The organism is Paenibacillus lutrae (assembly GCF_009757775.1).
Classification (GTDB): domain Bacteria; phylum Bacillota; class Bacilli; order Paenibacillales; family NBRC-103111; genus Paenibacillus_F; species Paenibacillus_F lutrae.
Window position 1 is genome coordinate 609,457 of the sequence record NZ_RHLK01000003.1, and the last position, 17,824, is coordinate 627,280.

Consider the following 17,824-nt stretch of genomic DNA (forward strand, 5'->3'; position numbering starts at 1 on the left):
ATCATACCATAGTGACTTGACAAAAGTAAGTCTTCCTCCAAAGAACCATTATTTATTAGAAAAAAGGATCCACGGCCCTCTCTCACTGATAAGTCTGTCAGAAATTCGGCTCTCATTCTCTCTATAACGTTCTAGCCGGACTGAGAGTTTCATAGAGTAGAATTATAAAGTCAAAATCTGCAGCTTATCCGGCTTCATTTGATAGGAGGGTGTATGTATGTTCTTTCAGAGAATGAACCGGAGGCTCGTGCTCTACTTAGCCGCAGCCTCAATCAGCTTCACCGCGACACTCCTGCTTGCCCCGTTAAACAGGCAGGAAGAAGCGCAGCCTGCTTATGCCTATGCGCAAATCGCCTCCGCCAACGGGGTCGAGCTGCATGTCGCGAAGACACTGCCTGAGCGAATCGCGCTCAAAGCCGTAGAAGGCAACATTATGGAACTCTCCGAGTTCGGGATCAATGGGGGCTTCTTCTGGCAGGGCCAGCTGCTGAGCATCGCGGTCATGAACGACCGTCCGGTCAAAGGCGAACCCGGCGATTACGGCTCAGGCTGGTTCAATACCGGCCATCGGCGGGGAACACTGGTGTGGGACGGCGCCAAGCAGACCTTCTCCGTCCAGCATGCTTCGGAAGCATCCGAACTTCAGGTGGCGGATCGCGCTCATTACTGGGCACAGGGAGGGATCTCCATGAATCTGCAGAATGAAGCCGACTGGCGCCGACTGGCGAAGGAAGAGAACATGCCTGCGCTGACGGAATCCCGGATGAGAACCGGCATCGTGTACGACCGCAATAACGCAGTGTGGCTGATCGTTACCCCAACCGCTTGCAGCGCCGAAGAATTCCGCACCGCCATCCTTGAATCGCTGGGGGCCGGACGCAGTATAGTGGATGGGGTTTTCCTCGACGGGAACGGCTCCTCGCAGCTTAAAGTCGCCCAGGCGTCACTGCCGGGGGACCAGCGCCAAATCTATCAAATGATAGCCCTTCTCCATTAAGCCTATGAAAAAAGTCCATATAAAGAAAAGAGTCTGCAACACGCGGCTGCAGACTGTCCATAAATTTCTATATCGTAAAGGGGGTCGATAATTAGTATAGCTCTCGAACATTAATCCCAGATGAAAATCAAGTTACAATTTCGTTACAAAAAACGACCACTAGGCAAACTTACTTTGCTTGTTTGCTCTCCGCATACTTCTGGAGGTCCTTAATCAGCATAAACGTATCGCCATTGGTCAGCTTTTCTTTGTCCTTAATGGTATCCAGGGAAGCAGCCTCGACGGCTCCGAGCTTGGTCAGCTCAGCAAGAGCCGCTTCTTTGGCTACCTTAATGCCAAGGCCCTGCGTAATCGTAAAGGCGGCTTGATCCAGTGACAACGCATCTTTCTTACGTCCGTCTTCACTGATGTCCTTGACGGCTCCGCTTGCGTCGCCGGAATAGGCGGCAGGGGAGAGCTTTTTCATCCGGTTCACATAATTCACCATGCGCTGCGGATTCGATACTTTATCAAGCTCAAACTCGTTCTTGTAACCACCGCCGACAAGAGACATCGTTACTGCTGCCTTCAGTCCCTCATACTGCTTATGGGTCATGTAAGCTGGCGGCTCGATTGTGAACGGCTCCAGCTCCATGCCCTGCTTCTTCAGAACTTCCTGCAGCTTCGCGATATTCTCTTTGGAAGCAGACAGCTCACGGAAGCTCATTTTGGCTTCCTTGGCTATTTTCACTGCGGCACCCGCCGCTTCGCCTTCAGCCATTCCGACCGGGATAACGCGCGCACTTCCGTGTGGCAGCGAGTCATAAGAAGCGGCCCGGCCAATGACCAGCAGTCCGTCTACTTTCTTAGGCACGATACTGCGGAAAGGAATCGCGTACTGGGCAGGCTGGGTTACGACCGTCCCCGTATCAGCCGGTGTTAGCCGCTGAATGTCAACCGGGTACGATCCGAAACCGATTCGGTCCCACTGGTCGCGGTTCTCCAGCAGATCCGTGATTTTCAGACGGTATTCCCCCTGAATATGACGAGTCTCGCGTACATACAGCTCAGGGGCCGTGCCCGCCAGTTCCACTTTGGCAAACTCCGGGTAGTTCTGCTGCAAATGCTTCACTACGTTCGGAATTTCTTTCTTGCCGATTTCAAAAGCTTCCGCGCGTGATTTGGCATCCAGCCCGTCAATGTTAAAAATCTGCAAAGCATTGATCAGAATCATATCGCCGTCCTGCCGGCCGATATTCAAACCGCGCATTTTAACCCGATCCGGATTCAATGCCGGATAGTTGTACAGCTCTTTATAACCCCATGCGCTTACTTCGTTGGCATCGGACATCGGGTCATCATCATTCTTCAGGTGCTTGCTGATTTGAGCCCATACTTCAGGCGTCACATTCTTGAGCTTAAAAACGAGCGTAACGGCCATTTTGGCGTTCTTATTGCCGATATCCTCCAGCCCGTAAGTGAAAGGCACACCGGAAGCGGCTGCGATATCCCCATCCTGTGTGGCGTCGATTACGGCGTGGGCACGGACTTCTTTCTTCGTTCCGTCCTCTTTGGTAACCGTTATCCCTTCCACAAGAGTAGGCTGTCCTTGTTTGTTGGACAGAATCGGCTCCATCGACTTGGCCTTCAGCAGCAAATCGATGTTCTTCTCCTTACGAACCAGATCATGAAACGCATTCGCAGCTGTATTGATACTGAAGGAATCACCTTCAATGTTCTTGTACCATTCGGTGAATATCCCTTTGTTCAGCACTTCATGCGGATTCAGCACCGTAGGCTTAGGCACATAGTTCATATCGATACTATTAAGCCATCCGAGTGTCATCAGCCCCCCCAGAATCTCACGGTCCCGTCCGTCTACAAGCAGTGTCTTAAGCCCGTTACGGGATGCGGACACAGCTGCCGCCAGACCTTCCGGGTCGGTACCGACAACAATCACATCATATTGATCTTCGATAGAAGCGGATGATTTTACTTCCGACAGTGTGTGGGCCGTCGTTTCCTTTGCCCCTCCGAAATGCTTGTACTGCCAGTACAGGGCGATTCCAGCCGCAATCACGGTTAAAGCCAGCAGCAGACTCATCCATACGATCCAGCCTTTTGAAGCGGCGCGCTTCGAATTTGTATTGTTCTTTGTCATGGGGCACCTTCCTTATTGTTTTCCGGTTAACATCCCGCTCTCACAGAAGCGTCCAGCGCCGGGCGCTAGTAATTGGCAAGGGGAATAGGGCAGCGTCAAAAGAACCAATGTCCGGTTTATGTACGGACCAATAAGCATTCTTGTCATTCAACAAGGCGCACTCTTAGACGGAGAGTCGCATTATCAGCTTACTTGTCCTTCAGGCAGGAGCTTAGCTGGCAAACTTGCAGCTACAAACGGTCATCATCCTGCTGTGGTAAACGGCTCCTATTACGGGGGCGTCATAGAATGAGATCTGTTCACTGTACTTGCCTTATCAATTCGTACTCCCTCCATCTGTAAAAATACCATGATTAGTGTATCATATTTTGCAAGTCGGACAAAGACTTAAAACCCCAGCCGGCTGTCCGGGTGCTGCATGTATAAATAAAACCGGCTCTGCCCTTGGGCAAAGCCGGCTCGTTCGCTTAACGGAACGGTACTTTAACCGTTCGCTTAAACCTGTTTTGAACAGGGGTCAATTCCGCTCCGGCCTCCATGCCGAGTCCTTCCGCTCCTGCGGTTGTCCTCTCCGTGTAGACAGTGTGGGCGTCCTGTTCATCTGATTTGGTTACCTGAATTTCCTTCGGAGATCGGCGCATATCTTAAACGGCTCCTCTATCGAGACGATTCGCACCCCTTGGATAAATGCAGTACTATCTCCACTTATCCGGGCCGCTGTGCCTCTTAAGATGTCCGTCATCCAAGCAAATTATGCCTTGCTGTCCACAATAAGCGTAACCGGCCCCCAATTTGTAAAGGAAACGTCCATCATTTCACCAAAAGCTCCCGTCTCCACGTGCAGGCCATGGCCGCGCAGCAGCTCATTGAACTTCTCGTACAAAGCTTCAGCCTGTTCAGGCCGTGCCGCTGCCATAAAATTAGGCCGCCTGCCTTTACGGCAATCCCCGTACAATGTAAACTGCGAAACCGAAAGGATGCCTCCGCCAATATCTTTCACGGAGAAATTCATTTTCTCCTGCTCATCTTCAAAAATCCTTAAGCCGGATATTTTATCGGCCAGATAACGCGCATCCTCTTCCGTATCCTCGTGGGTGATGCCTACGAGCAGCATCAGCCCCTGCTCAATATGGCCGATCACTTCGCCGGCTACCGACACCTGCGCCTCTTTGCTTCGCTGCACAACCACTTTCACGGCTTCATCCGCTCCTTTAAGCCCATGCTGCTGAATTTATTGCATAATCCGCTGAACGGAATAAACATCCTGGATCCGTTTGATTTTTTCTACCACGGAATGCAAATGGTCGATATTGCGGATGAGAATCGTCATATGGATCGTCACCATCTTATTCTTGTCCGAACGTCCGGATACAGCTGAAATGACGGTTTTGCTCTCCGACACCACTTGAAGCACCTCATTGAGAAGCCCCCTGCGGTCATGTCCGGTAATCTCGATTTCCACATGGAAATTGGACTCGATCGAATCCGCCCATTCGACTTCAATGACGCGATTTCCCTCTTCGGTGTTTTCTCCAGGAATATTGGTACAGTCTGTACGGTGAACCGATACGCCGCGTCCGCGTGTAATGTAGCCGATAATATCATCACCCGGCACCGGGCTGCAGCAGCGTGCAAAACGAATGAGCAGGTTGTCGACGCCTTTCACTCTTACGCCGCTGACAGGCCTGCTTTTCTTCTCGACAGGAGCCGATTTGACCTCTTTGACCTCGTTGCTCAGCTCCAGCGCCTGGGCTTCTTCCGCTTCTTTCTCCTTGCGCAGCTTCTCCGTGAGGCGTGTGCATATTTGCGCGGCAGTGATACCGCCGAAGCCGATTGCCGACATCATATCTTCGATGTCGTTGAAGTTAAACTTTCTCGCTACTTCGAGGAGCTTCTCGTCGGTCATCAGAGACGGCACATCGAAAGAAAGACGCTTCAGCTCGCGCTCAATCCCTTCGCGGCCTTTGATTACATTTTCTTCGCGCTTTTCTTTCTTGAACCACTGCTTGATTTTACTGCGTGCGTGTGAGGACTTCGCGATTTTCACCCAATCCTGACTAGGACCGTAGGAATGTTTGGAAGTCAGAATTTCAACGATATCGCCCGTTTTGAGCTTATGGTCGAGCGGAACGATCCGTCCGTTGATTTTGGCCCCGATGGTGCGATTCCCTACTTCCGTATGGATCCGGTAAGCAAAATCAAGCGGCACTGCTCCTGCCGGAAGTTCGATGACTTCCCCTTTGGGCGTGAATACAAAGACAAGATCGGTGAAAAAATCCATCTTCATGGATTCCATAAATTCAGCGGCGTTGTCCGTTTCTTTCTGCAGCTCCAGAATCTCGCGGAACCACTGCATCTTGTCGCTAAAGGTGCCTTCCGGCGCAGTCGTTCCTTCTTTGTACGTCCAGTGGGCCGCGATTCCGTACTCAGCCGTCTTGTGCATTTCCCAGGTGCGGATCTGAACCTCCAGCGGCTCGCCTTTAGGTCCGATCACAGTCGTATGAAGGGACTGGTACATATTCGGCTTCGGCATCGCGATATAGTCTTTAAAGCGTCCCGGCATCGGCTTCCACAGCGTATGGATGATACCCAGGGCAGCGTAACAATCTTTGATATTATCCACGACTACACGCAGTGCCATGAGATCGTAGATTTCATTAAACTGTTTGTTGCGCGAGGACATCTTTTTGTAAATGGAATAGATATGTTTGGGACGCCCCGAGATGTCGCCTTCGATTCCCATTTCCCGGAGCTTGTCCTTAATGTTAGTAATAACGTCTTCAATATACTGTTCCCGCTCCGTCCGCTTCTTCTGCATGAGATTCACGATCCGGTAATATTGCTGCGGGTTGAGGTAGCGCAGGGAAATGTCCTCCATTTCCCATTTGATGGCGGATATCCCAAGCCGGTGGGCAATGGGACAAAAAATTTCAAGCGTCTCATCCGCAATGCGCCGCTGGCTTTCTTCGGACTGGTATTTCAGCGTCCTCATATTATGCAGCCGGTCGGCCAGCTTAATCAGAATCACCCGCATGTCCTGGGCCATCGCCACAAGCATCTTGCGGTAATTCTCGTTCTGCTGCTCTTCCTTCGTCTTGAACTTGATTCTCTCCAGCTTGGTTAGTCCATCGACGAGCATCGCGCAGGTTGGACCGAATTTATCTTGGACGGCTTCCAGCGAAACCGTAGTGTCTTCCACGACATCATGAAGCAGGGCCGCAATAATGGATGTCACATCCATCTGCATGTCGACCAGAATGTCGGCAACCGCCAAAGGGTGAAGAATATAAGGCTCACCGGATTTGCGGACTTGGCCGTGGTGGGCCTGTTCAGCAAATTCGTAAGCTTCCTTTATTCGGTTGAGATCGTTCTCTTTGAAATAATGTGCCGCTTTCTCCAGCAACTGCTCGATTCCCATGGGTAAACCCCTTCTACGAAACATGGATATTTCTATCCATTATGCCTAAAATGAACACCATGCGTCAACTGCCCGGCCTTTTAAATGCAAGAAAAATCGGGAAAAGACGACGTTTTTCCACAAAACTGCTTTCAACCCCAAAAAAAGTTATAGACGAATTCCGAAAATCTGCTAAACTTGTCGATGGAACTCTACAGATCATCGCTTAAACGCGATAAAGGGGGAAATGTACGGACATGAATCATCGCACCATTGGAGTGGACGAAAGACCTCCGTTAGGAAAGACAATTCCACTCAGTCTTCAGCACTTGTTCGCCATGTTCGGCTCTACGGTACTCGTCCCGGCCTACTTCCAGATCAACCCGGCAATCGTACTGCTCATGAACGGAATCGGCACCCTGCTCTACCTTTTCTTATGTAAAGGCCAAATACCGGCTTATCTCGGTTCCAGCTTCGCGTTCATCTCTCCGGTGCTTGCAGTCCTCGCTACACAAGGATATAGCGAGGCACTCGGCGGATTTATCGTAGTCGGGATCGTGTTCGTACTCGTCGCCTGGCTGGTCAAGGCCGTCGGAACCGGATGGATTGATGTTGTCTTCCCACCCGCAGCAATGGGGGCGATTATCGCCGTAATCGGATTGGAGCTGGCTCCGACCGCAGCCAATATGGCAGGCTTTCTTGCCAAGGAAGGCGCACCTTTTGATACCAAAGCCATTCTAGTATCCGTGGTGACCCTATTGATTGCGGTTCTCGGCAACGTGCTCTTCCGCGGCTTTATGAAAATCATTCCGATTCTGATCGCCATTATTGCCGGCTATATTCTGGCTTGGTCAGTCGGAATTGTAGACTTTACCAAAGTATCCGAAGCAAGCTGGCTTGCATTGCCACAAGTATATACGCCTACATTCGATCCGGGAGCCATCCTGCTGATCCTGCCTGCGGCTCTGGTCGTCATAGCGGAGCACATCGGCCACCTTGTCGTTACCGGCAACATTGTAGGCAAAGATTTGTCACGTGATCCTGGCCTGGACCGCTCTCTGCTCGGCAACGGCGTATCTACGATCCTGTCCGGATTCGTCGGTTCGACGCCGAACACGACTTACGGTGAGAACATCGGCGTACTCGCACTGACCAAAGTGTATTCCACCTATGTCATCGGCGGCGCCGCCTTGTTCGCCATCATGCTCTCTTTCTCCGGCAAAGTTGCCGCACTGATTATGACTATTCCAACCCCGGTTATGGGCGGTGTATCCCTCCTGCTCTTCGGTGTAATCGGTTCTTCCGGTATCCGTATGCTGGTGGACAGTAAAGTGGATTATGCCAAAGCGACGAACATCATTCTGACGTCCGTTGTCCTGGTGATCGGTCTGAGCGGGGCTGCCTTCAAGCTTGGCGGGTTTGAGCTTAAAGGAATGGCTCTTGCAACGGTCGTAGCGATTCTGCTCAGCTTGTTCTTCAAGCTTGTGGAAGTGCTGAAGATCTCTAACGATTAGTGTCCGGAAGTTCACTGCACAGCACCATGGCGCTTCGAGTGATAAACTGATAGCTTGCACTCTTACAAAACGTGTATCTTTTCTTTACTCAACATTTCGTACGGTTATCAAAAAAAAGGCCTGTTCTCAAAAATGAGAATAGGCCTTTGGCTTTTTCTTAATATTGAATCATCGTGTAGATGTTTTTACCCGCAGGCAGCTTCTCGCGGCCGTTCAAATACGTAAGCTCGATCATAAAGGCAGAACCGATGACTTCGCCGCCCAGCTGCTCAATCAGGCTGACGCAGGTCTGAATCGTACCGCCTGTGGCCAGCAGATCATCTGCGATCAATACGCGCTGTCCCGGCTTAATCGCATCGTCATGCACGGCCAGCTTATCTTTGCCGTATTCGAGTGAATAATCGGCTTCGATCGTTTTGCCCGGCAATTTGCCGCTTTTACGGATCGGTACGAAACCGACTCCGAGGGCGTAAGCAAGCGGAGCGCCTACAACGAAGCCGCGAGCCTCAGGACCTGCGATGAGATCAATCTGCTGATCCTTAACCAGTTCAGCCAAATAGTTGATGGCTTCTTTGTAAACGGGACCGTTCTGCAGAAGGGTCGTAATATCTTTAAAACGAATACCCGGCTGCGGGAAATCCTCAATCACGCGGATATAGTCTTTGAAATTCATTCGAAATTCCTCCAATTTATGAGTGTTGGGCGGATAACAGCTGCGGCGACCGGCAGTTTGCAATCCAATCTTGCAGTTCTTTGGCGGATGTATAGACACAAACGCGGTCGATTTCCGCACGCGCCAGCCGTTCCTGGTATTTGCGGGAAGCGGTCAGATCACGCTTGGCAGGAGTCTCTACCGGCCGGACTACACCCCCGGCCTTCTGGATAAACCCAAGCTCCTCGAATACGTCGAGGACGAAAGAAATCATCGCCGGCGACAATCCCGACCGGCGGCTGAAAGACTGCAGCAGGGCGGGATTGCGCAAATCCCAGATGCCCTGCTTCAGCACGGACGCGTAGACCGCCTTGAACTGGTCACGCGTCGGCATGGCGCCCCCGTCCTGGGGCACCGGGTCTGCGAAGACGGCATAGCAGCGGCGCATGCCGTCCGCCTGCTCCAGCGCCCGCTGGAGCTGCGGGAGCGTGCGCGGCGCCGTGCAGAGGACAACGTCGGTCATCTCCGGGAACCGCAGTTCCCGCGCCGCCTCGTTGTCCGCGGCAAGGCTGCCGTCAGGCAGGCACCGCCACACGGGGCCTGCCTGAGCGCCAGGTGCAGCCGGAGCGCGGTCCTCTTCACCGAAGAGGACGAGCGCTGGCTGCACCGCCTTGCCGCGCTCCGGCAGCGCGGCAAGGCGCTCCCCGAGCGAGGAAAGTTCCTCGCCGATGCGGGCGCTGTTCTTGCCTCTCCAGTCGAAGACCTGGAGAGAAGAGATGCGCAAGTCCTGCAGCATCAGCTGCGGCTTGCGTACGCCGTTCCACTCGTTGACGGAGAGTTCTCCCACTACGTCAACGGGCGCCTGAGGCGTCATCAGGCTGCCGAGCCAGCCTTTGCCGAAGCCTACCGCCTCGACGCCGCATGCGGTCTCGGCGGCCGCATCCGTGAGCACCAGCTTCAAGTGCTGGCGCTCACGGCCCATCAGGCGGATCTCATCCAGTCGGAGTCCGCTGAACAAGATCTTGGGCGCCGGATTGCCCACGCCGAACGGCGCCAGCTTCTCGAGCTCCTCGATGCAGGCCAGGGGCACATCGCCCAGACAGCACTCGGCATCCACGGCGAGCAGCGGAACGAAATCTTCCTCCGTCAGCCACTCGTCTGTCAGCCCATTCAATCTTCTCTCAAACTCCGGGATATTCTCCCGCCGCAGCGACATTCCGGCAGCTGCCTGGTGTCCGCCGTAATGATCAAGCAAATCCGCGCATGCGCTCAGCGCACGGTACATGTCAAAGCCCGCAATAGAGCGTGCAGAGCCTTTGGCCATTCCCGTTTCCGGATCAATGCTGAGCACGATAGCAGGTCTATAATAGGTTTCCACAAGACGGGACGCGACAATACCTACCACACCTACATTCCATCGTTCACCCGCAGCAACCAGACAACCTCTCGTTTCTGATCCTGCCTCTTGACCGGCTTCGACTGAAGCTTTGGCCTGCGTGGTCAGATCATCTACAATAAACTGCCGCTCCTTATTAAGCAAATCCAGTTCCTCTGCTATCGCGGCCGCTTCGGCAGCATCTTCCGTTACCAGAAGGCGGAGCGCAGTTGAAGCATGAGCGAGCCTGCCGCTTGCATTAATACGCGGAGCCAGACCGAAACCGATATTGGTTGCGGAAACCGTACTCGGATCAACACTGCAAACTTCCATCAGAGCACGGATTCCGGGGTAAACAGAACGCTGCATCCGCTCCAGACCAAGCTTGACGATAATCCGGTTCTCATCATGAAGCGGCATCAAATCGGCGACTGTTCCAATCGCAGCGATCTCAAGCAGTTCTTCCGGTACCCGGCCAAGCAGGGCCTGCGCTAATTTCAGCGCTACGCCTACACCGGCCAGCCCCTTGAACGGATACGGGCAATTTTCTTTCTTCGGATTAATAAGAGCGTGCGGCTGCGGCAGAACATTCGGCGGTTCATGATGATCCGTCACAATTATATCCATGCCAAGCTCGCGAATGTACTTCACTTCTTCTACGGCACTGACTCCCGTATCTACTGTAATCATCAGGGATACACCCTGTTCTTTGGCCAAATCGGCGGCCCCTTTGTTCAGGCCGTAGCCTTCTTGGACCCGGTGAGGAATATACGTATCAAAGTTAGCGCCAAGCCCTCTTAAGAGATGAGCCATCAGAGCGGTACTGCTTACTCCATCTGCATCGTAGTCCCCGTAGATGCGGATCTTTTCTCCGCTCCGTACAGCCTCTTGAATACGTGCTACAGCTTCTCTCATCCCATCGAGAAGGAAGGGGTCATGAAAATGACCGCTCCCTCCATTCAAAAATAAATCGGCTTCGTCAGCGCTGCGAACTCCCCGCAGCACGAGCAGCTTTGCCAGCAGCGGGTCCAGCCCGAAAGCTTCACTAAGCTGCAGAGCGGCTGATTGGTCTGCCTCATCAATCCGCCATCTTGCTTTGGATTCCAGCACGTTGTTCCTCCTAAATTCCCCTTATGACTCCCTCTTGCTACACAGATTCAGTGAATTACCTGAAGCGCATCTTTAGAAGCTGCATCAATACTGTGTTTGTAAGGGTAACCGGAGTCATATGGGAATACATGTATCGTCACATCCGATAGATGTATAAATTTTTTCATTAACTGATATTTCACCGATCTTGCGATATCATTGCCTTCCAGAACCGTAATTCTCGGGTTCACGCTTATTCGCAGTTCCACGATTACATAATGGCCGTGTTCGCGTGCTCTGAGATCTTCAACGGAAATGACCCCTTTCACACTTTGAACTGCGGCAATCATATCCCGGGCATCTTCCTGATGAAGAGCACGGTCCATTGTATGCTGGAGTGAATCTGTTATGATGCCATATCCCATTCTGACAATCAGAAGCGCGATGATAATTCCTGCGGCCGAGTCCAAATAATAAAGAAAGGACCACCCCATTTTGGCTCCGATCAGAGCGCCGACTACTCCTGACAAAGCGATGATCGACGAATAAGTACCGGAACGGTTTTCTCGTGTAGAGGAAACAAGTTCCCGTGTACCAAGCTTTCTGCCGATCCAAGACTTATAACGGATAATAGCTTCTTTCAAGACAATCGAACCGATTATAGCCATAAGCACGTAGCCTTTGGGCGGCTCATACACACCGGCAACAATCTGCTTAACTGCCGATATGCCAATTTCAACACTGATAATCATGAGCAATACGGAGATAATAAGGGTGGCAATCGATTCCGCTTTGCCGCGGCCATAAGACAGACCGTGATCAACCGGAGTTACGGGCGACCTCAGACTTCTAAGAGCCGCGAATGAGCCAGCGGTATCAGAAGCGGAATGGACAGCGTCAGCAAGCAGTGCTTTGCTGCTGGCCATAAGACCTACGACACATTTTATCAGGGTAAGAACGATGTTGCCACCAACGCCGACCCAGGCTGCTAATTGGGCTTTTTGCAATCGTTCATCAGACATATCGACTCTCCCTACACATAATTTGGGCTGAGATGCTCATTTATCTTATTCCAAGGAAAAGCCGCGGAACGAAAATTCACGCGGCGGATAGCTTATTCTTTTGCTTCGGCGGCTGATGCAACTTTACGCTTGCTGCCAAGGGAATTTTTTTTGAGCATGTACCACAGCGGGCTTGCGATGCAGATAGAAGAGTACGCGCCGCTTGTAAGACCGATAATTTTGGCCAGTGCAAACAGTTTAATAGATTCGCTGCCGAAAATAAACAGACAGATTGCGGCAATCAAGACCGTAATGACCGTATTAATGTTGCGTGCCATCGTCTGCCAGATGCTGTCGTGGACCATAAGTTCCAGATCAGCCGGCGTTTTGAGTTTGGAGAACCGGAGATTCTCCCGGATCCGGTCAAAAATAACGATTTTATCGTTAATGGAATAACCGACTGTAGTCAAGACAGCCGCTACGAACGGCAGATCGACTTGAAAGCGGAAGATCGCAAACATGGACACAACGATAACCGCGTCATGCAGAATGGAAATGATGGCCGCTAGCGCGAATCTCCATTCGAACCGGATGCTTACATAAATACTGATAGCCACACTCGCAATGAGTACACCGATAATAGCTTTGAACGCAAGTTCCTTGGCGATATCCGGTGATACCGTATTGACTTCCATGGAGACTTTGTCTTTATAATCGGCCGCATAAGCAGCTTTGATCTTATCAATCTGCTCTTTGCCGAGAATCTCGTCAAAACGGGTCGATACGCGGTCGCTGTTAGATCCGCCGATGGTGACGGTTTGATCAAACCCGGCCGTCTTATAAATCTCCTGAGCTTTCTCCTTGGTAATGGCCTGACCTACCGATACGTCAATAGACGTACCTGCTTTAAAATCAACGCCGTAGTTCATCTGAAACAACAGAAGAGCAACGACCCCGGCCGCAATAATTACACTGGAAATGATGAAAAATATTTTACGGTGTGCAACAAAATTGAACTTGTTACTATAATTCACGGATCTGATCCTCCTTCACGCCAAAATAACCCGGCTTCTTGAACAAGTTACCTTTTATAAGCATGTGAATGAGGAACCTGGAAAAGAATACGTTCGTCAGGACACTGACCACGATGCTGAGCATCGTCGTAAGTGCGAATCCTTTGATCGCGCCGTTACCAATAAAGTACAGCACAAGGCTGGCAATAATATTGGTGACGTTGGCATCCATAATAGTCCGGAAGGAGTGCTTCGAGCCTGTTTTTAAAGAAGAGAGAATACTCTTGCCGCTTCGGATTTCTTCTTTGATGCGTTCGTACGTAATAATGTTGGCGTCAACTGCCATCCCGATCCCGAGCACAAGTGCCGCGATACCCGGCAAGGTTAACGTTGCATTAATGAGATCGAATAAGAGCAGCAGGAGCCATGTGTAAGTAATCAGCGTGAATGCCGCAATAATACCTGGCAATCTGTAGAGTACAACCATGAAAATAAGAATAATGATAGAAGCGATAATTCCCGCTCGAATCGTTTGTTCCAGAGACATTTGACCAAGCGATGCCCCTACAACTTGTGTATACTTCTCTGTCAGTTTCAGTGGAAGCGCGCCCATATTAATGGTATCCGCTAAATTCTGAGCTTCTTCGAATGTAAATGTTCCAGTAATTGTTGCCGTGTCGGAATCGATAACCTCTCTTACAGCTGGAGACGACAGATTTTCATCATCCAGGTAAATGGCCAACGTTTTGCCAAGCACCTTGGTCGTCACATCTTTAAATTTGTTGCGGTCTTTCATCTTAATTTGAACAAGAGGCTGATTCGTGTTGTCGTAACCGACGGAAGCTCCGCCTTCTACGAAATCCGTGCCGTTAAGCATCACGGTACCGTCCGGAGCCCGGAACGTCAGGGAAGCCGGTTTACCGATCTTCTCTCGAACCTCATCTTCATTCTCCACACCGGCTAACCGGACGCGGATGCGGTTCTCGCCTTCCGCCAATACTTCAGGCTCGGCTACGCCAAGCTTGTCCGCACGCTTTGCGATACTTTCAGCGGCTTTCTTCAATGTTTCCGGTGTTACCTGCTGACCCTCCGTAAACGGCTCCGCCACATACAGAGTTTCAAATCCACCTTTCAAATCCAACCCGAGTCTGATATTGCCCAATAAAGCTGGACTCGTCGTCGCGATCACGGCCAGCGTGATGATGACGGTTAAGAAAAAAGCCGAGATCCGTTTCACATCCATGCCTAAATAATCTCCCTTCCCAACTCAATATTCCTATTATAACCACCGGCGAAAAACGAGTCAATTTGACGTTTTTTACCTTCAAACACAAAAAAAGGACCCGAGTATCTTAATCAGGACCCCCGATACATGCACATCGTCACGTAATTCATGAATTGTGTCGTTTTTAAAGACAAAATATCATTCACAATCTGATGAAGAGGCGGGATGCCTTTTTTCTTATATTTATCGTTAATGCACGCCCAGATATCCTCACCCGATACATGTTCATATCCGATCATATGGAACTCTTCGGCTTTACTGATACAAAGTTCTTCGATCACCTCATTGAGCTCAATATCTGTGAGTTTCTCCACAGTCTCTTCCGCCGCATTCGTGTCGGCCTCTTCAATCCCTGCGCTGCCGGCTGCCGCAATTTCCTGTTCTGTTTCCGCCCCCGTGACAGTGGCCCGATGAAGCAAGGCTTCATTCCCGTTCATCTTGTCCCTGCTGACAGCAGCGGCTTCCGGATCTAGCGCCTCAACCTCAATTGATATGAATTCCCCCGGTTCAATCACTTCACCCGACGCGGCTATCTCTATAGGTTCAACTTCATCCGCGGCATCCCTGACATTGGTAGATGTAACGGGTTCCGCAGACTCTTCGATTCCGGGTCCTTCAATTTCATCCTTCATTGAATCTCCTATAGCTCCAGCATTCTCTGAATGTTCTATAGGTTCTGCCGGTTCAACAGTTTCTTTCATCTCCTGTTCAGCTATGTGGGCATTCTCCGGCAATTCTGCAAAATCAGATGCTAACGCAGCAGCGGATTCCGTTTTGCCCGTTTCCGAATTCATATTCTATCCCCCCTGGCTGTATTGCTTGCGTGCAAGAATAAGACTTCTTCCTCTATTCGTAATTCGCGAGTGAAAAGCGGATTTCCTGCCTGGTTATGCCTCCGGTCAAAAAATGTTTGGTCTTAGCTTGACCACTGGCGGCATATGGTTCTAGTAGAACTCGTACACGGAAGAAGGAATGCACGTTGACCAAGCAATCTTTTATCAAAGGTACGATGATTTTGCTGGCTGCAGGGATTATAAACCGCATTCTTGGCTTTATTCCACGGATTACCCTTCCAAGAGTCATTGGAGCTGAAGGTGTAGGCTTATATCAGATGGGGTGGCCGTTCCTGATCGTTATCCTTACGTTTGTTACAGGAGGGATTCCTCTTGCTGTGGCCAAACTCGTTGCGGAAGCAGAAGCCGAACATAATTACCGGCGTTCTATCCGCATCCTTAAGCTCGCTCTGGCTCTTTCACTCAGCATTGCCGGGGTTTTCACAATCGTCTGCGTCGCGGGAGCCAAATGGATCACTTCCCATCTTCTTACGGATGAGCGCGTTTATTTCACGTTCCTCTGCATGAGCCCCATCATCCCGCTGATCGCGGTTTCAGCTGTACTAAGGGGTTATTTTCAAGGAAAACAGAATATGATTCCGACCGCCACTTCGCAAACGATTGAAACGCTGGTACGTATTGTCATGGTACTGGCCTGCTCCTTCGCTTTGCTGCCCTACGGCATTGCCTGGGCCGCAGCCGGAGCCATGATCGGAGTCACGGTCGGCGAAGCTGCAGGCATGCTTGTGCTGCTTCTTCACTATCGCCGTCAGTCAGGCAAAGAACGTTCTGTCAGCCAGGTTCAGATCGGAACCAGTGCGCGCCAGGGAAGACTGCTTCATCTTCGCAGACTGATTAAGATCTCACTTCCTATCACCGCAAGCCGCCTGGCTGGTGCCGGATCTTATTTGCTTGAGTCCATTCTTATCGCACACAGCCTGGCGGCCGCAGGCATCGCAACGGCAGTGGCAACTGCTCAATACGGTGCTCTGCAGGGAATGATTATCCCTATTATTCTGCTCCCGAGCGCCCTTACTTCTTCCTTATCCGTCTCTCTTGTTCCTTCGCTCAGCGAGGCTGCCGCCCGGAAAGATATCCAAATGATCCACAAACGTATGCATCAGTCTCTGCGGTTGGCTCTTGTAACCGGAGGCCCGTTCGCTGTCATCATGTTCGTCCTTGCCGAACCGCTCTGCCAGTTGATGTACGGCCAGACCGACATCGCGGTCATGCTCAAAATGCTGGCTCCGGTCGCGATCTTTATTTATCTGCAAGCACCGCTGCAAGCCGCGCTGCAAGCGCTGGACAAACCCGGCAGCGCCCTGGTTAATACGCTGATCGGATCGCTTGTCAAGCTGCTTCTGATCGTCTGGCTGGCGAGCAAACCGGAATTCGGCATTCTGGGTGCCGTTATGGCCAGCTGTGTGAATGTCGTGCTGGTTACTCTTCTTCACGGATTAAGTGTCCTGCGCCACTTAAAATTCACCATGCGCGGCATCGACATTGCCAAAGTTACAGCCGCGATGACCGCCGCTTCGGTCTGCTGCCTGGCCGTATACCGCGCGGCGGCAGACCAGCCGCTCTGGCTCGGATTTCTCATTGCCTCCGCAGCCGCCATGACCGCCTACATGATCGGAGTCACGATACTGAGGATCGTGAACCGGTCCGATCTGGCACGCGTGCTGACACTCGGACGCAGACTTATTCGGAAACCATAAGACGATTCAAAAAACCGGGAACGCAGCCGTTTCACGCGCATCCCGGTTTTCTTCTTGGTATGCCGGCCTGTCACCGGTCTCCTGGCTGCTAGCTGCGGCCGCTGTCTTTTTTATCCACATAAACAAAACCCCGGTGATCCACGGAACAAAAAAATACATCTTTAAAATCCTGAATCCCTTTCTTGCCGATTTCATTCTTCAGCCAGAACCGGGTCTGCCCGATTTTCTGCAAGTTATCGTCTTGCACTTTTCCATCCATGATTAAAGCAACGGGCAGTCCCGCATACCGGATCGTTCCTTGCTCCGGACAAGGTTCTGCAGCGCTTCTGCTCGGATGACTTTTCTCCACGACACTAAGTTTGCCCGACGCTTCCAGAATCGCAAATTCGACGTCCGCGACGTTCATCACTTTATGCTGGCGCAGCTGCATCATCAAATCGTCCAGATTGTAGCGCTGCCGCCGCATTTCTTCCCTGTCCAGCTTGCCGTGCTCAATAAGGACACTGGGCCGGCCTTCGAATAACGTGCGGAAACGCTGGCTTTTTAACGTCACAAAGGCCATAAACAGTTGAATCATCACTAGCGTAACCATCGGCAGAATACCGTTAGCCATCGGCATGTGTGCATCCTCGAGCACAAAAACGGCGATCTCGGCAATCATGATGGAGATTACAAGGTCAAACACGGACAGTTTCCCTATCTCCCGCTTCCCCATAATCCGAAGCATAAGAAACACCACAAAATAGATCAGAATGGTGCGAACAAAGATGATCAGCAATTCCATGACAGCCTCCTGGACATCTTTTCTCG

14 protein-coding genes are annotated in these 17,824 nt (G+C 51.3%); 3 read left to right on the forward strand and 11 right to left on the reverse strand.

What is annotated here, in order from left to right; all coding sequences use genetic code 11:
• The first annotated feature begins 217 nt into the window (after positions 1-217).
• A complete protein-coding gene (locus tag EDM21_RS08825; protein WP_157334701.1) occupies positions 218-997 on the forward strand; it encodes a phosphodiester glycosidase family protein in 780 nt (259 codons plus the stop codon).
• Positions 998-1,166: 169 nt separating this feature from the next.
• Here EDM21_RS08825 and EDM21_RS08830 read toward each other — a convergent pair whose 3' ends face one another.
• From EDM21_RS08830 to EDM21_RS08840, 4 genes are all read right to left on the reverse strand, one after another.
• Positions 1,167-3,137 (reverse strand): FAD-dependent oxidoreductase, encoded by a 1,971-nt coding sequence (locus EDM21_RS08830; RefSeq protein WP_157334702.1) that lies wholly within the window; start codon positions 3,135-3,137, stop codon positions 1,167-1,169.
• Positions 3,138-3,604: 467 nt separating this feature from the next.
• Positions 3,605-3,778: a hypothetical protein gene (locus EDM21_RS24550; RefSeq protein ID WP_166541902.1), complete on the reverse strand. Its 174-nt coding sequence runs from the start codon at positions 3,776-3,778 to the stop codon at positions 3,605-3,607.
• Between the two features lie 110 nt (positions 3,779-3,888).
• Positions 3,889-4,332, reverse strand: a complete 444-nt coding sequence (dtd, locus tag EDM21_RS08835; RefSeq protein WP_166541903.1) for a D-aminoacyl-tRNA deacylase — start codon at positions 4,330-4,332, stop codon at positions 3,889-3,891.
• Between the two features lie 36 nt (positions 4,333-4,368).
• Positions 4,369-6,555, reverse strand: a complete 2,187-nt coding sequence (locus EDM21_RS08840) for a RelA/SpoT family protein (RefSeq protein ID WP_157334703.1) — start codon at positions 6,553-6,555, stop codon at positions 4,369-4,371.
• A 236-nt stretch (positions 6,556-6,791) separates the two neighbouring features.
• On the opposite strand from EDM21_RS08840, the gene uraA reads away from it, so the two are divergent.
• A complete protein-coding gene (uraA, locus tag EDM21_RS08845; RefSeq protein ID WP_157334704.1) occupies positions 6,792-8,048 on the forward strand; it encodes a uracil permease in 1,257 nt (418 codons plus the stop codon).
• A gap of 157 nt (positions 8,049-8,205) precedes the next feature.
• Here uraA and EDM21_RS08850 read toward each other — a convergent pair whose 3' ends face one another.
• The 6 genes from EDM21_RS08850 to EDM21_RS08875 all read right to left on the reverse strand — a co-directional run bounded on the left by EDM21_RS08850 (position 8,206) and on the right by EDM21_RS08875 (position 15,257).
• Positions 8,206-8,721, reverse strand: a complete 516-nt coding sequence (locus tag EDM21_RS08850) for an adenine phosphoribosyltransferase (RefSeq protein WP_157334705.1) — start codon at positions 8,719-8,721, stop codon at positions 8,206-8,208.
• Positions 8,722-8,737: 16 nt separating this feature from the next.
• Positions 8,738-11,185, reverse strand: a complete 2,448-nt coding sequence (recJ, locus tag EDM21_RS08855) for a single-stranded-DNA-specific exonuclease RecJ (RefSeq protein ID WP_166541904.1) — start codon at positions 11,183-11,185, stop codon at positions 8,738-8,740.
• A gap of 47 nt (positions 11,186-11,232) precedes the next feature.
• Entirely contained in the window at positions 11,233-12,186 is a 954-nt protein-coding gene (locus tag EDM21_RS08860) for a cation diffusion facilitator family transporter (RefSeq protein WP_157334706.1), read from the reverse strand.
• Between the two features lie 92 nt (positions 12,187-12,278).
• Positions 12,279-13,199, reverse strand: coding sequence for a protein translocase subunit SecF (secF, locus tag EDM21_RS08865; protein ID WP_166541905.1), 921 nt, complete (start codon positions 13,197-13,199; stop codon positions 12,279-12,281).
• Positions 13,189-14,421, reverse strand: coding sequence for a protein translocase subunit SecD (gene secD / locus EDM21_RS08870; protein ID WP_157334708.1), 1,233 nt, complete (start codon positions 14,419-14,421; stop codon positions 13,189-13,191). The genes secF and secD overlap by 11 nt, the downstream gene beginning before the upstream one ends.
• Before the next feature lie 113 nt (positions 14,422-14,534).
• Positions 14,535-15,257, reverse strand: a complete 723-nt coding sequence (locus tag EDM21_RS08875) for a post-transcriptional regulator (protein WP_157334710.1) — start codon at positions 15,255-15,257, stop codon at positions 14,535-14,537.
• A 185-nt stretch (positions 15,258-15,442) separates the two neighbouring features.
• Here EDM21_RS08875 and spoVB point away from each other — a divergent pair, with 185 nt between their 5' ends.
• Positions 15,443-17,014 (forward strand): stage V sporulation protein B, encoded by a 1,572-nt coding sequence (spoVB, locus tag EDM21_RS08880; protein WP_157334712.1) that lies wholly within the window; start codon positions 15,443-15,445, stop codon positions 17,012-17,014.
• Positions 17,015-17,102: 88 nt separating this feature from the next.
• On the opposite strand, the gene EDM21_RS08885 is transcribed toward spoVB, so the two are convergent.
• A complete protein-coding gene (locus tag EDM21_RS08885) occupies positions 17,103-17,798 on the reverse strand; it encodes a DUF421 domain-containing protein (RefSeq protein WP_157334714.1) in 696 nt (231 codons plus the stop codon).
• Positions 17,799-17,824 lie beyond the last annotated feature (26 nt).